Annotated in this window: 16 protein-coding genes; 3 read left to right on the top strand and 13 right to left on the bottom strand. The window is 34.4% G+C overall.

What is annotated here, in order from left to right:
* Window positions 1-133 precede the first annotated feature (133 nt).
* Window positions 134-898, bottom strand: a complete 765-nt coding sequence (locus tag Q0951_RS05415) for a TIGR02757 family protein (RefSeq protein ID WP_299335210.1) — start codon at window positions 896-898, stop codon at window positions 134-136.
* A gap of 90 nt (window positions 899-988) precedes the next feature.
* Between Q0951_RS05415 and Q0951_RS05410 the strand changes: the two genes are divergently transcribed.
* On the top strand, window positions 989-1,444 hold the full coding sequence (locus Q0951_RS05410; RefSeq protein WP_299335209.1) for a hypothetical protein: 456 nt from the start codon (window positions 989-991) through the stop codon (window positions 1,442-1,444).
* 4 nt (window positions 1,445-1,448) lie between these two features.
* On the opposite strand, the gene Q0951_RS05405 is transcribed toward Q0951_RS05410, so the two are convergent.
* Together Q0951_RS05405 and Q0951_RS05400 are read right to left on the bottom strand one after the other, a co-directional pair.
* A complete protein-coding gene (locus Q0951_RS05405; protein ID WP_299335206.1) occupies window positions 1,449-2,111 on the bottom strand; it encodes an ABC transporter ATP-binding protein in 663 nt (220 codons plus the stop codon).
* 50 nt (window positions 2,112-2,161) lie between these two features.
* Complete coding sequence (locus tag Q0951_RS05400; RefSeq protein ID WP_299335204.1) at window positions 2,162-4,603, bottom strand: DUF5916 domain-containing protein; 2,442 nt, start codon at window positions 4,601-4,603, stop codon at window positions 2,162-2,164.
* Between the two features lie 213 nt (window positions 4,604-4,816).
* Here Q0951_RS05400 and folE point away from each other — a divergent pair, with 213 nt between their 5' ends.
* Window positions 4,817-5,413 carry a GTP cyclohydrolase I FolE gene (folE, locus tag Q0951_RS05395; protein WP_299335202.1) on the top strand — a complete coding sequence of 199 codons (597 nt, stop codon included), beginning with the start codon at window positions 4,817-4,819 and terminating at the stop codon, window positions 5,411-5,413.
* A gap of 53 nt (window positions 5,414-5,466) precedes the next feature.
* Window positions 5,467-5,751, top strand: coding sequence for a hypothetical protein (locus Q0951_RS05390; RefSeq protein ID WP_299335200.1), 285 nt, complete (start codon window positions 5,467-5,469; stop codon window positions 5,749-5,751).
* A 3-nt stretch (window positions 5,752-5,754) separates the two neighbouring features.
* Here the strand turns inward: Q0951_RS05390 and Q0951_RS05385 are convergent, their stop codons facing one another.
* From Q0951_RS05385 to serC, 10 genes are all read right to left on the bottom strand, one after another.
* Window positions 5,755-6,525, bottom strand: a complete 771-nt coding sequence (locus Q0951_RS05385; protein WP_299335198.1) for a CDP-alcohol phosphatidyltransferase family protein — start codon at window positions 6,523-6,525, stop codon at window positions 5,755-5,757.
* 40 nt (window positions 6,526-6,565) lie between these two features.
* Window positions 6,566-7,066 (bottom strand): DUF4375 domain-containing protein, encoded by a 501-nt coding sequence (locus tag Q0951_RS05380; protein WP_299335196.1) that lies wholly within the window; start codon window positions 7,064-7,066, stop codon window positions 6,566-6,568.
* Between the two features lie 115 nt (window positions 7,067-7,181).
* On the bottom strand, window positions 7,182-7,751 hold the full coding sequence (locus tag Q0951_RS05375) for a type 1 periplasmic binding fold superfamily protein (RefSeq protein ID WP_299335194.1): 570 nt from the start codon (window positions 7,749-7,751) through the stop codon (window positions 7,182-7,184).
* Window positions 7,752-7,806: 55 nt separating this feature from the next.
* Window positions 7,807-10,206: a TonB-dependent receptor gene (locus Q0951_RS05370; protein WP_299335193.1), complete on the bottom strand. Its 2,400-nt coding sequence runs from the start codon at window positions 10,204-10,206 to the stop codon at window positions 7,807-7,809.
* Window positions 10,207-10,243: 37 nt separating this feature from the next.
* The gene (locus Q0951_RS05365; RefSeq protein WP_299335191.1) at window positions 10,244-10,576 is read right to left on the bottom strand and encodes a hypothetical protein; all 333 of its coding nucleotides are present in this window, start codon (window positions 10,574-10,576) and stop codon (window positions 10,244-10,246) included.
* Window positions 10,576-11,073: a DUF6787 family protein gene (locus Q0951_RS05360; RefSeq protein WP_299335189.1), complete on the bottom strand. Its 498-nt coding sequence runs from the start codon at window positions 11,071-11,073 to the stop codon at window positions 10,576-10,578. The genes Q0951_RS05365 and Q0951_RS05360 overlap by 1 nt, the downstream gene beginning before the upstream one ends.
* A gap of 27 nt (window positions 11,074-11,100) precedes the next feature.
* On the bottom strand, window positions 11,101-11,529 hold the full coding sequence (locus Q0951_RS05355; protein WP_299335186.1) for a DUF6146 family protein: 429 nt from the start codon (window positions 11,527-11,529) through the stop codon (window positions 11,101-11,103).
* A 206-nt stretch (window positions 11,530-11,735) separates the two neighbouring features.
* Window positions 11,736-12,371: a DUF937 domain-containing protein gene (locus tag Q0951_RS05350; protein ID WP_299335183.1), complete on the bottom strand. Its 636-nt coding sequence runs from the start codon at window positions 12,369-12,371 to the stop codon at window positions 11,736-11,738.
* A gap of 107 nt (window positions 12,372-12,478) precedes the next feature.
* Window positions 12,479-13,429, bottom strand: a complete 951-nt coding sequence (locus Q0951_RS05345) for a D-2-hydroxyacid dehydrogenase (RefSeq protein WP_299335181.1) — start codon at window positions 13,427-13,429, stop codon at window positions 12,479-12,481.
* A gap of 10 nt (window positions 13,430-13,439) precedes the next feature.
* A complete protein-coding gene (gene serC / locus Q0951_RS05340) occupies window positions 13,440-14,501 on the bottom strand; it encodes a 3-phosphoserine/phosphohydroxythreonine transaminase (protein WP_299335179.1) in 1,062 nt (353 codons plus the stop codon).
* Window positions 14,502-14,553: the final 52 nt, after the last annotated feature.

Raw genomic sequence — 14,553 nt, 5'->3', positions numbered from 1 at the left:
ACTCTCTGTATGATTAATTTTTTTCCATATTAAATTATTAGCAGATGTTATATTAGGAATATGATAAAATGTCATTAGCTCAGTTTAAAGATATGTTGATACGTACAATAGCAGTACTAATGAGCTTGGTTTGTTAAAAATTTTCAAAAACACCTAAGCCAAATAGCGCAAAATCATATTTTACAGGATCATTAGGATCTAAACGCCGTAAAGCATTGTCCAATTCAGCAAGTGCTTTACCATCGTTTTGTTTGCGTTTTAGCAGTTTTAATTTGCGTGCTACATTTCCGGAATGGACGTCTAACGGACAAGAGAGTTGGTTGGGAGAGAGGCTATTCCAAATCCCGAAATCAACTCCGTTATAATCTTGTCTTACCATCCATCTCAAATACATATTGATACGTTTGGCTGCAGAATTTTTTAAAGGATCACTCACATGCTTTTTGGTGCGTTCTAAATGCTCAATCTCAAAGAAATGTTCCTTAAACTTGTGAATAGCAAGCTGAAGACTATTGCTTTCTGCATATTTTGAAAACACAGCTTCCAATCCGTTATGTTTAGTGTAGATATGCTTTAAGCTTTTGATAAACTGAATAAAATCGTCACCATTAAAAGTACGATGTACAAATGGCTTTAGCTTCACTAAGTCACTATCCTTGTGGTTTAGAATAAAATCGTAAGGAGATTGCCCAAGTAAATTCATCATTTTAGTGGCATTATTGATGATACTTTTTCTGTTTCCCCAGGCTATGGTAGCTGTTAAAAACGCTGAGATCTCAATATCTTCTTTATTTGAAAACTGATGTGGTATTTGAATGGGATCGCTTTCAATAAATCTAGGGTGATTGTATTGTTCGACTTTGGTATCTAAAAATTCTTTAAGCTCTTTTCTGTTCAAAAGTGATGTTTTAGTTATGCAAATTTACGGTTCTTTGTCAGTTGTTACAATAGTATAAAATGATTAGATTTGTAGGTATAATCCAGCTTTATGAAACGACCAATCTACATTGTATTATTAGCAATTTTCACACTATTCTCATGCCAACGCGTTAAGGATAAAACCAAAGATACCATTAATGCTGGAGGTGAAGTAGTAGGCAAATCGGCAACCGAATTTATCGAAGGTGTTTCTGAAGGCATTGATAAGACCTTAGAAAGTCGAATAGAGTTATCTAAAGATCTACAGGAGAAAGGCTTGAGCACTGGTAAATTTAGTATTGAAGATAATCCTTTAGGCGGAAATGATAATTTATTAACCCTCTATATCATATTTGACCAAGATTTCAACGATATCGTATATGCCAAGGTATTTGATAAAAACGGACTCGAAACTGGTCGTGCTAAATTAGAGGTTACTGGTAAGAAAGGCGATGCCAATTATTTTGATTTTACCTTCGGAAATCGTGTGGAAATCGAGTATCGTAGTTTGATTACTATAGAGTAATAGTTTACCCAACAATCTTTCCATCAACCATCGTCAGTTTACGATCGGCCATATTTGCCAGTTCTTCATTATGCGTGACAATGACAAAGGTTTGACCAAACTCATCACGCAATTTAAAAAACAGATTATGGAGATTTTCAGCAGATTCACTATCTAAATTCCCAGAAGGTTCGTCAGCAAAGATAATCTCAGGATTGTTTACTAAAGCTCTGGCTACAGCCACTCGTTGTTGTTCACCACCAGACAGTTCATTAGGTTTATGGTCATAACGATGGGAAAGTCCGAGGAAATCTAATAATTCTTTAGCTCTTGATTCTGCTTGCAATTGCGATTTTCCGAAGATAAAAGCAGGAATACACACATTTTCTAAAGCTGTAAATTCTGGTAATAACTGGTGAAACTGAAAAATAAAACCAATGTGTTTATTTCTGAATTTCGCTAAGTCTTTATCTCCCAATTCAGCAACAGGTGTGTCGTTAATAAACAATTCACTTGCAGTATTTGATTCTATCTGATCAAGGGTCCCAAGAATTTGAAGTAAAGTTGTTTTTCCAGCTCCAGAAGCGCCTACAATAGAAACCACTTCGCTTTTTTTGATATTGAGATCTACACCTTTTAATACATGTAAGTCTCCGTAATATTTATGAATGTTCTTAGCTGATATCATGCACAATTTATAAAGTGTTCAATTTAATACTTTATGCGGTCATGGACAATTTAAGAATTGGATTTGTTTTTCTTTTTTAACATCGACTTGACATTATTATAATCTATAAAATACTGTAAGCGTAATGAGAATGTATTTTGAATGGGTTGCTCGAATAGATTATTTAGACTTTCACCATAGGATGCCGCAGACATATTATCAAAATTAAATAGCTGATTTCTGTAAAGTGCCGTTAAGAAGCTTCCTGGAGCAAATTGCCATGAATAACTCAAATCGATGTTCCAGGTGCTAAAATTAATATTTGGATCACCTCCTATATTATCTCTGTTAAATCCAGAGTTTGATGTTAATCTACCGTTGTCCTGAAGCGTAAACATTTCATAATCATAATCGACAGTATCCCAATAATGACGGAAGGTTAAAGCCAATACATTAAAAGGATTAAATGTGTAATTTGCCGAAATACTATTAGTAACAATTTGTCGGTTGCGTTCTCCAAATATTGGCTCATCATCTACAGCAGTGGCATAACCACGATCTCCATTTCTATGATTGAAGTTGATACGATAAACCATAAGAAAATTATCGTTGAAACGAACACGTGGACTAATTTCGAAATCATAGGTAAACAGATCTCTGCCATCTTCAAATAAAGTACCGATATTAGCTCTTACATCGATAGCAAAAACACGATTATAGTTAGATGAGATCCAACCACCTGTACTTACGAAATTTTCAAAAATAAAAGGTCTGCCATCACGAGATTCAAAAAAGTCATATTGCCTTCCAGGTTCTATATTAAGTCTGAAACCATAAGCATCTAACTTTGTCGTTGTCGCTCTGTAACCACCTCCAAAATTAAATCTTGCAAAAACACCAGGACTAGCTAACATACGATAATTAACAAAAGCATTGACGCGGTAATTGTTGAGTTTGCCTTTAGGTTCAAAGATTTGATAAGAGGCGTCAGCACCAAAATTATTAAAGTTATTTCTAAACTGGAGTCCGAGATCATTGATCTCATATTTAGTATCTGCATAACTGTGATCAAAGCTGTAACGGAAATTTCCAGCAACTTTTCCGAGGAATAAAAACGTACTTGTACCTATTTCAGAATCTATATTTTGATAATTCACCTGACTTACTTTAGCTTCAGCGACGTAGCGAAAGGTATTTCTCTTATTCACAATATCTGCTCTTGCAGCAGTGACGTTGGCATCTCTAAAACTGCCTTCTCTCATCACATTTGTATTGATCAAACTTAAAGACGAATTGCCTCTAAACTGTTTGTCTACAACCAAAATGTTATAATTGGTAAAAGGTTCTACTACAGCCTCACGAGTTTCACCAGTGTCTTCATTTGTGATTCGTGCCGAAGTTTTTTCGGTTATGGCATTAAAAATACCAAGTCCCCAACCATTTTTAGTTCGTCCGGAAATTTTAATGGCATTCAAAACTTTAACTTCATCAGGACGATCAATAGTTTCATTATCGGCAAGTTCTACCTCTCCAGTTGGAGCGCTACCAATTCGTCTGGAAAAGAAGAGTCCTCCTTTAGAGAATAGATCGACACCTTCAGTAAAAAACTGACGTTGCTCAGAGAAGGTTTGTTCAAAAGGTCCGAGATTAAGAACAACATTATCAAAACCAGCTTGGCTAAAGTCAGGTACTAAAGTGGCATCTAATGTGAAATTTTCTGTAATACCATATTTTACATCCATTCCGAAGGTTACATCCGATTCTGTTTCACCATCAAAAGAATTTACAATTCCCGTTGCAAATGGATAAAGGATAAGTCGGGTAGGAGGTTCAATACCTTCCAGACCATTTAATTCTCCATGATATAATCCAATATTACCTTTGGTGACATCTATTGGGTTCCAAGTATATTGTGATCTAAATCTTCTAAAATGGCGATGAAACTGTAATCCCCATGTTGGAGCTTCCTGATTATCAAAACGTAAAGTTCTGTAAGGAATTTTCATTTCTAATGACCATCCGTCATCATGCAATTTTACTGCGCTATCCCAAACCGCATTCCAGCTAAAGTCCTCACCAATACTAGGAGAGGCTAAAGCATCTGCCTGAACACCAGAACTAAACACAAAAAACTGTGTGTCATTTTGAGCGTCGTTATTTGGGTTTAATACTAGTGCGAAGAAATCTGATTGTCCAAAATTATCACGAGCTGTTAATTGCTTCATAATCTCATCTGGATTATCGTATAAATAAGCAGCTACGTAAATTGCATCATCATCATAAGTCATTTTAACCTCTGTGCGTTCATTTTGGGATAAGGTAACTCCCATCTCAGGTCTAAACTGTATAAAATCAGTAGCAATTTCAGCATTTTTCCAGATGTCATCATCTAATATACCATCTATTTTAGGAGCTTTTTCTGTACGCGTGATATTTAACGTCTTTTTTTCTTGCGCATTGATGTGTAAAAAAATGAAGGCAGCTAGTAGTGTTAAAGCAGAACGCAATTGCATTATATGATTTTTATTAGTTGGCTGATACCAGTGGTAAAAGCACTTATAGTTATTAGTTATAGATAGGTCTACAAAACTACCTATGCTACACGCTGAATTTTCATAAGTAAACGTTAAAATAATAGCACTACTGTTAATCTTTTGATAATTAATTATTCTGATTATGTATGAATTATTTTACCTACATTTATTAAAATTTAATTTTAAAATACAATGCCTTACCAGAAATTTGAAGAATATAATATTCAGGTTACAGATGATGTTAAAAAACGATATGAGAAGATTATTGAAGATCTTGGTGAAGACACAAAGCGCGACGGACTCCTGAAAACACCTGAGCGTGCTTCTAAAGCTATGCAGTTTTTGACACAAGGTTATGGTCAGAATGCTGCAGAAATATTGAAAAGTGCAATGTTTAAAGAATCGTATAACGAAATGGTAATTGTTAAAGACATTGAGCTGTATTCATTGTGCGAGCACCATATTTTACCATTTTTTGGGAAAGCACATATTGCTTATATTCCTAATGGTCATATTGTTGGGTTAAGTAAAATACCAAGAATTGTAGATGTTTTTGCCAGACGACTACAAGTGCAGGAGCGTTTGACAGAACAGATTTTAGATTGTATCAATGACACCTTAAAGCCTGAAGGTGTAGCTGTTGTAATCGAAGCTTCTCATATGTGTATGATGATGAGAGGTGTGCAAAAGCAAAATTCAACTACAACTACCTCTGGGTTTAGAGGCGCTTTCGAGAACATTGAAACACGAACCGAGTTTTTAAAGCTCATTAGTGAAAAACTGTCATAGTTTTGATTATGGAACACTATTTGATTTATAATTAAAGAATTACAAAACAAATTATGACATTAAACACAATCTCAAAACAAAAAAAACTAGTCCTAAGTATCATCTTTGATGCTATTGGTATGATTCCATTTATCGATATTGTTTGGGCTCCAGTTTCAGGATTTTTAATGACCAGACTTTATAAAGGGAATACAGGTAAACTTGCTGGAATATTCTCATTTATTGAAGAGATCATTCCGGGAACTGACTTTATTCCAACATTTACATTGATGTGGATTTACACCTATGTGTTTTCTTCGGAAAAGAAAGCTGAGGAGACTATTATAGATATCAATTAAAAGCTAGTTACTGCAAAGTAGCTTTCTAATGCCTATAAAAACAAATATCATAGTAGAATATGCTACAAAAAAAGGAATGATATAATCCTTTTGTTCTAGAACCAGTAAGATAGCAATAAGTAATAATTGAAATCCTAATCCAAAAGTAGAAATAGCAGTCATTAACCAATTAGGTGTTGCTCTATCTTGAGAAGCAGTTTTATCTAAGCTATAGATAGCTTTATCAAAACTTCCGTAGAGAAATTTATACAGTCCAAATAGCATATTAACATGACTTTGCTTTTCACCTTCTAAAGCTTGAGGTGTTTCATTTTCAAATACACGACTTGTGGTATCTCCATTGAACTTATTTCTCAAAATCACATAATAGTAATTGTATAAGGTGCCCTGAAGCTGAATGCCTATAAATGCTAATGCTGTTATCCAAATATTAGAATTACTGATGTGCCATATAGCGATTAATATGATACCATTTAAGATGATATCAGCAACCGAGTCTAAATAGCGTCCAGTATAGGAAGGTGTTTGCTTTATTCTGGCAAGTTCACCATCTGCAGCATCCAGAACAGATTTAAGAATTAGAAATAAGGCAGCTGTCCAAAACGCACCATTTATAATACAAATGACACCTATTATTCCTGAAATAATAAATGCAATTGTGACATGGATAGGAGTAAAACTGGTACTTTTTAGCGACATGGCAATTAGTCGCGCTAGTGGTCTTCCATAATCTGAAAGATCAATAAATTTGTGTGCTTTTGGTAATTTTGACATGCGTAATCATGTGGAATAAGGTGTTGTGGAATATACCAGATTAATACTCAAAATACGTTTTATGAACTTTGATGTAATCAATTAATAAAGACACAATATCTTCTTTGGAATTCAGAAATGATACTTCTAAAGCTTCCCATTGTTTCTCTATAGAATCATCAATATTTTTCATCAATGATCTTCTCATCAAAATATCTTTTGGAACAGGTAATTCAGGAAAGCTTTTAAGTGCCTCATGCACCAGATTTGCCGATTCATCAGCCTTAATAGCTTGATATGCTTCCAGAACTTGGTGAGCATAAGCTCCAGAGGTATTGTAAAAGAAATCGAAAATCCCTCCATTAATCAGTTCACTTTCAAAGATATCTATGTAGATAAAGTGTTGTTCGTATTGTGATAGTTCGGTAAAGCTGGATGTTTCACTCGCTTTATTCCATAATACTGTTCCAACAAGTTCGATGATTTCAGTATCTTGTTTTTGGTTTAAAGCATAGTCTATTTCAGTCATAATCTCTTCCGAATCTATTTTGCAAAAATACAACTTATTAGATTGACTAATACTCTGTAGTTTGAATAGTATGATTTTATAGTTCTATGGCAATAAAAAATCCCTTTCAAATCAATGAAAAGGATTTTTTAAAGTTTATGAGGAAGGTTTATTGTACCACAACAGCAAATGTTGCTTCTATATCAGTTTCTCCACCTGCATTGCTAATATCACCATCACTTACACCTGCAGCATCTTTAGCAGGTTCGTGACGTAATGTAATAGTTACATTTCCAGTACCAGTTGTAGCAGCTGTGGTTAATGTAAATTCTAATCCAACAGGATTACCATCGCCATCAAAATCTACATATGCAAATGTTGCTATACTATTTGTAGCCTGGAAGAAGAACTGGTGTTCGTCATCTTCTTCTTCAATTTCTACATTAATAGATTCAGCAGGACTTTCAGTTTCATTTAAAAGTTCTAAGGAGCCATTATATGTTGTTCCGGCAGCTAAAGGGCCTGAAACTGTTACTACTGGTGCATCTGGACCATCACCATCTAAATCTCTTGTTTGTAATGTAATGGCTGTTCCGCCACCAGCAGGTGTCAATGTAGCTGTTAAGGTCGTTATTACCTCTTCTTCATTTACTGGTGGTGGTGTGTCGTCATCATCAGAACATGATACTGCAAATGGTAAAACACATAATGTAAAGATTAATAATTTTAAAGTTTTCATGGTTTTTGTTTTTAAAGATGTATTCATCATAATATTTGAGTTTGTAAAAGTTTATTTAATAATTTAATTGTAATTGTAACATTACGTTCCTACCTAAGTCATCAGCAAAATAACGTAGTCGGTTTAAATAAGCTCTGTAATTTGTATTAAAAATATTGTTAACGCTGAGCGCAATATTTAGGTTTGTGTGTTCTGAAATAGGCACATTCACATCACTATAAAAATGAAGCAAATGGTAAGCTGGTGGTGGCGTGCTGATATCTACCAGAACGGTCTCATTAGCTGAAGCGATAAAGGTTTCAAAATTATAATCTGGAAAATTATTTTGTTCAAAAACCCATTCGCTTTTTAGGCTTGCTGAAAAGTCATTCCATTTAGGATTTACATATTTAACCTGATTTATAGTCGTAAATGATGGAATATCAATTAACGCCGTATTGTTTGTTAGATCATTTCCTTTGATGAAAGCCGATGTATTAGCGACTTTAAATGCATCAGATAATCTGTAATCTAAAGAGAGGTCAACGCCATACAAAGCCGCATTTGTTTGTTGGTAATTCCACACAGGAAATGCGCCTCTTATGGTTTGTTCAATTCCAACAGGTTGTAGATACATAAAGTCGTTTATGTGATTATAGAATGCCTCTACTAAGATATTTAGGCCATTTTTTTTAAGACTATAGCTTCCAGAGACTCTATTTGATAACTCCTGATCGAGTCTCAAATCACCTAATTCTATTCGCGCTGCAGAATGATGTAATCCATCACTAAACAATTCTGATGGATTAGGCGGTCTGCTTGCCAAGGCATAATTGGCACTCACAAAACTATCTTCATTTAACAAGTATTTCAATCCTGTTGCAAATGAGATATTATGATAATCAAAAACCGGATTGGTAAGCAATTGCGTACCTAAATCTTCAATGATTATTGAGGCAAAATCTTCATTATATCCACGTTCGTTCCATCTACTGGTTTGATAGAATTTTTTAGCATCAATTCTATTAAAATCATAGCGAATTCCAGCATCTAGCAGTAAATTTTCATTGACATCCCATTCTGAAGTAAGGTAAGCTCCTAAATCATATCGTTCATAATCAGGAATTAATCGTCTTACACCAGTATCAGGATTAGCAAAATTATCCTGATAGCGTCCTAATAGCCCAAACTTAAGTCGGTACTCATTTTTTGCATCAAGTACAACATCTGTTGTTAATGTATGTGTTTGAAGTCTTAAGTCCAATGCAGCTTTATCTCTATCATCACCTACGCGAATATCAAATTCAAATCTTTGGTTTCGTTGATAATCGTATTGTACAGTAACTTTTCCGAAATTTTTAAATCGCTTATAATACAATCCTTTTAATAAGTGATGTTTTACATCTTGCTTTGGAGAATTAATATCGTAACTAAAATCTTCAACTACGAGAGGTTCCTGAGTGTTTATGGCAGTAACCAGATCGTTTACATTTCCTATGTGAGACGCTCTTAGAATTCCAATTTCATTATCTACATAGCTGTAAAATAATTCAAATCCGCTTTCAAAACGTTTTCTTCCAGCTGAAACAGAAACACCAATAGATTTGAGTCCTGTATTAGTAAGATAATAATCAGGCGATTTGAAATCACCATTTCGTTTATAACTCGCTTGTACATTAGCAAACCAACCTGAAGCATAACTCTTATTTAAACTACTAGTGATATTATAACCTCTTCCATTGGTTTGAGCACCGACTATTGTTTTTCCAAATAAGGTGTCTTTCAAAATATTTCTGGAAGGATTTATCACGATAATTCCACCAATAGCGTCTCCACCATAAGCCAATGTTCCAGAACCTTTGATTACCGAAATTTGATTGGCAGCGTTAATATCTATGTTTGGTGCGTGCTCAATTCCCCATTCCTGATCCTGCAAACGTACATTGTTGTTTAATATCAATAGTCTGCTACTATGCATGCCATTTATCATTGGTTTTACAATAGCATTTCCTGTATTAATGGACGATACACCTGAGACCTCTTTTAGAGCATCTCCAAGATTGAGCGCGCTGTACTTTTCTAAAGTTTTCGTTTTAAGCACGCTTTCCTGTGCGGTCTTACTTTCCTTTCTAATGGCAGAGCCTTTAACGGCAACCTCGTTGAGTTCTTCGATATGGTGTTCCAGATCAATAGATTTAAATTGATCTCCAGTCATCATAACCGTAACGGTCTTAGTTTCACAGCCAATATGGGAAATGACAAGTGTTACCTCACCTTCACAGAGGTCCTCTATTTTGAATTTGCCATTAAAATCTGATACGATGTACTTATCAAGATGTTTAATGTATATAGTAGCAGACGCAATAGGAGTGGCATCATGAAAATCTTTAATTTCTCCTAATAGCGTCAACGAACAGTTTTGAGCATGAATTATTCCGAAACTCAGAATAAACAAGCTTACAATAAAATGTTTCATTATGTTTTATTTAATGTAAAAAGATATTAACCTGTGTTTACATTAAATGAGGTGGGCCTCTGAGATAGAAAGTATCTTGCTGATGACTTATTAAGTATAAGTAATATTCAGTAATTAAAGTGTTGTCAGGTGTTGGACAATCGATATCGTAATTGTTAAACACAACAAGTGAATTATGATTGATTTTGAATTTAAAGAATTCACAATCGAGATCAATTTCATGAAGATGTGTTTGATTTTCACCAATACATATTTCGTGTTCGTGCAGACTGAGCGCATGAGAAAATTTCACAACAGAAGGCAACACTAAAACAAATGCAAGTAATAGTGTGATGAGTCGTTTCGATATGTGATACTCAGTATGTGCCATTAATCTAAAAACTTTCCTAATCCGAAGCGTTTCAACATTTTCTTTTCAAATTCCCAGAAAAATTTGAATTGTCCAAAAAGCCAACCGAAAGTTACTAAAAGAATTTGATAGAAAATAAGTCCAATGATAATAAATAATACCCAATAAATAACAGGGTTTAAGTTTTCTTTAGTAATTCCAATAAGTTTCATTATTGGTCGGCCTACAAAAACAGAAGACGTTCCTGTAATAGCAAATACAATAAAGATTCGAATCATTTCCCACCTATGGTCAACAATCCACTTATTTTCTAATTTTTTAAAGATAAGGAGGGTTAATTTTAATAGCGCCAAAAAAAAGATTACTGCTAAACCAATGGACATAACTATTGAATATGAGCTGGTTAACCGTAATGCTAATTTAAATGAACTGTATGCAAGTCCTATAATTCCCAATAAAGGAAAGATAAGTTGCCAATTATGATGTATTTCCCAGTTGGATTTAAAGTCTTTTAGCATCGCTTTATTTTGCAATGCAAAGATACTCTAAATTCTAGGAATCCAAGACCCTAATTGTTGCTTATGAGTTAATTGAAAGTATATGAAATAGTTATATAATTTATAATTAACATCATATCCATAATCAATATTAGGTTTGTAGTCAATTTGCATTTCATATAGGTTAGGATCATACTCCAGAGCCTGTAGAACTCTTCTGTTCCATTCACGAACATAAATCATGTTTCTGGCTTCCATAAAGTTTTGTGAGTAATAGCCTTCTGGTCTTGCGATACTTTGGAGCCAGCCGTTAAATCCAGGTTCTATGATGATAATTTCATATTCGATATCATCATTAGCAATTCTAACAATATCTTCTTCTGGTGTATCAGATTCAGAGGAATCATAACTAGTTTTAGAAGTACCACAACTCAATAGAGCAAATGTGAAAAGTAAAAGGTAAATAGTGCGTCTCATTGCTTTTTATTTTAAAGTTACAAAAATCATTCCTAAGGGTCTAGAGCCATTAGATAAATGTCTAAAATTTCAGATGCTTCAAAAGTAATCGAAGTATTGATTGTTGAAAACAGGAAATGAGTAAACCTATGATTTGATTGAGTAAACGCACAAAAAAAAGCCAAACATGTAGCTTGACTTTTTTTAGACATAATAGTTATGTGATTTTATTTTCCGAAAAGACCTCCTAGTAAACCACCAAGTCCACCTTTCTTCTTTGCACTACCTAATACCATACCTGCAACATCATCAATAACACTTCCATCACCATCAGCATCTAATATTTTTTCTAAGAAACTTTGCTCTTCTTTAGCTTCGTTTCCACCAAGCATTCCACCAAGTAAACCTCCTAAATCGTTTGGAGAACTTACATTGTTTTGTTTAGCTTGTTTACCTAGAACACCCATTAAAATAGGAGCTGCAACTTTAAGTATGTTACCTACAGAACCAGCATCTAATCCAGATTTTTCACCTATGATTTTCTCTACGCCTTGTTGTCTGTTACCTAGAACATGACCAAGAATTTTCCCACCATCTTCTTTAACTTCCTGATCAACTCCACCACCAAATAAACCGCTAAGGTTATCTAAGATACTACCATCATGCTTACTACTAAGCGCACCCATTAAACCTTGAGCACCTTCAGGTGTTGAAGCATTTCGCTCCATGGCTTTCATTAATACTGGCAAAGCCATTGTAAGAACACTACCTGTTCTGTTTTCATCTGCACCTGTTGATCCCGATACTCCACTAATAATTGTTTTTCCGAGGTCGCTGTTTAATAAGTCTAAAATTCCTGACATAATATTTTTAATATAAGATTAATAAAATTGAACTTTCAATTTACAAAAAAAAGTCCTAACGTATAGATAGGACTCATTTTTTTCGATAAGGTCACATTTTATTTTTTCTACCTCAAGATACTAATGATTTGATCTGCTAATTCAGTACCAATTCTATCTTGAGCTTCGTTAGTTGCAGCACCAATATGTGGGGTAAGAGAAACTCTTCCATTCATTAAGACTTGTACAGCAGGCGTAGGTTCCTGTTCAAAAGTGTCAAGGCCAGCAAATGCAACTTTTCCGCTTTCTATAGCTTTTATCAAGGCTACTTCATCAATAACACCTCCACGAGCTGCATTGACTATCCCAATTCCATCTTTCATTAAATTAAATTGTTTTTCACCAATAACATATTCTTTTTGAGCAGGTACGTGTAAAGTGATGAAGTCGGCATGCTGAAGTACATCTTTCATCGGCTCAGTTTCAATCTCTACGTTGATAAATTGCCCGTTATAAAATTCAACTTTAACCGTTGCTTTTCCAACAAATTTGTCACTGGCAATAACTTTCATTCCAATACCCAAAGCAATTTTAGCAACTTCTCTTCCAATTCTACCAAAACCAATAATACCAAGAGTTTTTCCTCTTAATTCAACACCTTTAGCATAGTTTTTCTTTAAAGCTTTAAATTTTGTGTCACCATCTAAAGGCATATTTCTGTTAGAGTCATGTAAAAAACGAACACCACCAAATAAGTGAGCAAACACTAATTCGGCTACAGATTGTGAAGAAGCAGCAGGAGTATTAATAACATGCAAACCCTTGCTACGAGCATAGTCGACATCTATATTATCCATACCAACACCACCACGTCCGATGATTTTCAAATTTTCACAGGCATCAATTAGATCTTTACGAACTGTTGTTGCGCTTCTCACAAGAAGCACATCAATTTGATTTTCATTAATGTAATTGGTCAATTGTTCTTGAGCAACTGTAGTTGTTAAAACTTCAAAGCCTGCATTTTCTAATGCTTTAATTCCGCTTTCTGAAACTCCGTCGTTTGCTAATACTTTCATTTAATTTTATTTATGCTTTACGTTCTAATTCACTCATTACATCCACTAATACACCAACACTTTCTAGAGATAATGCATTATACATTGATGCTCTGTAGCCACCAACACTTCTGTGACCGTTTAATCCATTTATTCCTGCTTCTTTAACCATAGTTTCAAAGGTTTCTTTAAGGTCTTCATTTGCAAGAGTGAATGTTGCATTCATAGTAGAACGATCTGATTTAGTAGAAAACCCTTTAAACAATGGGTTAAGATCAATTTCTGAGTAGATTAATTGTGCTTTCTTTTCATTCTCTTTTTCAATAGCGGGAATTCCACCTAAATCTTTTAGCCATTGTAGTGTAAGCATAGATACATATACCGAAAAAACTGGAGGTGTATTGAACATACTACTTTTGCTAATATGTACCTTGTAGTCCATCATTGATGGGATTTTTCGAGACACTTTCCCTAAAATGTCTTCTTTTACTACAACTAGTGTAGCACCAGCAGGACCCATATTTTTTTGAGCACCAGCATAGATGAGATCAAACTTTGAGAAATCTAACTGACGTGAAAAAATATCGCTACTCATGTCACAAACCATTGGGATAGGTGAGTTTGGAAACTCTTTCATTTGAGTTCCAAAAATGGTGTTGTTTGATGTACAGTGAAAATAGTCATAATCTGTTGGGATATCGTATCCTTTTGGAATGTAGTTGAAATTTGCATCTTTAGAAGACGCTACTTCATAGATGTCATCATAAATGCGTGCTTCTTTAATGGCCTTATCACTCCAAGTACCAGTATTTAAATAACCTGCACGTTTTTCTAACATATTGAGAGCAACCATTAAAAACTGAGTGCTTGCTCCACCTTGAAGAAACAAAGCTTTGTAACCTTTGCCTTCAAGACCTAGTAGCTCAAGTGCTAATGCTCTGGCATTTTCCATCACATCAACAAAGGGTTTGCTTCTGTGTGATATTTCTAATAACGATAATCCGTTATCAAAATCAATGACTGCCTCTGAAGCTTTTTTAAGTACATCCTGAGGTAGGATACAAGGGCCTGCACTAAAATTATGTCTTTTCATTTTTGTATGTATTTATTTCCAAAGAATACGGAAATTAGGTTGTCTTTTCGTC

The organism is uncultured Psychroserpens sp., from assembly GCF_947501425.1.
Taxonomy (GTDB): domain Bacteria; phylum Bacteroidota; class Bacteroidia; order Flavobacteriales; family Flavobacteriaceae; genus Psychroserpens.
The sequence above is the reverse complement of the archived record's forward strand: the minus strand, read 5'-3'. Positions and strand labels throughout refer to the sequence as shown.

What these genes read in the sequence shown, in the direction of transcription:
- Q0951_RS05410 (WP_299335209.1), top strand. Translation starts at nt 989, where the DNA reads ATGAAACGACCAATCTACATTGTATTATTAGCAATTTTCACACTATTC.
- Q0951_RS05405 (WP_299335206.1), bottom strand. Translation starts at nt 2,111, where the DNA reads ATGATATCAGCTAAGAACATTCATAAATATTACGGAGACTTACATGTA.
- Q0951_RS05400 (WP_299335204.1), bottom strand. Translation starts at nt 4,603, where the DNA reads ATGCAATTGCGTTCTGCTTTAACACTACTAGCTGCCTTCATTTTTTTA.
- folE (WP_299335202.1), top strand. Translation starts at nt 4,817, where the DNA reads ATGCCTTACCAGAAATTTGAAGAATATAATATTCAGGTTACAGATGAT.
- Q0951_RS05390 (WP_299335200.1), top strand. Translation starts at nt 5,467, where the DNA reads ATGACATTAAACACAATCTCAAAACAAAAAAAACTAGTCCTAAGTATC.
- Q0951_RS05385 (WP_299335198.1), bottom strand. Translation starts at nt 6,525, where the DNA reads ATGTCAAAATTACCAAAAGCACACAAATTTATTGATCTTTCAGATTAT.
- Q0951_RS05375 (WP_299335194.1), bottom strand. Translation starts at nt 7,751, where the DNA reads ATGAAAACTTTAAAATTATTAATCTTTACATTATGTGTTTTACCATTT.
- Q0951_RS05370 (WP_299335193.1), bottom strand. Translation starts at nt 10,206, where the DNA reads ATGAAACATTTTATTGTAAGCTTGTTTATTCTGAGTTTCGGAATAATT.
- Q0951_RS05365 (WP_299335191.1), bottom strand. Translation starts at nt 10,576, where the DNA reads ATGGCACATACTGAGTATCACATATCGAAACGACTCATCACACTATTA.
- Q0951_RS05360 (WP_299335189.1), bottom strand. Translation starts at nt 11,073, where the DNA reads ATGCTAAAAGACTTTAAATCCAACTGGGAAATACATCATAATTGGCAA.
- Q0951_RS05355 (WP_299335186.1), bottom strand. Translation starts at nt 11,529, where the DNA reads ATGAGACGCACTATTTACCTTTTACTTTTCACATTTGCTCTATTGAGT.
- Q0951_RS05350 (WP_299335183.1), bottom strand. Translation starts at nt 12,371, where the DNA reads ATGTCAGGAATTTTAGACTTATTAAACAGCGACCTCGGAAAAACAATT.
- Q0951_RS05345 (WP_299335181.1), bottom strand. Translation starts at nt 13,429, where the DNA reads ATGAAAGTATTAGCAAACGACGGAGTTTCAGAAAGCGGAATTAAAGCA.
- serC (WP_299335179.1), bottom strand. Translation starts at nt 14,501, where the DNA reads ATGAAAAGACATAATTTTAGTGCAGGCCCTTGTATCCTACCTCAGGAT.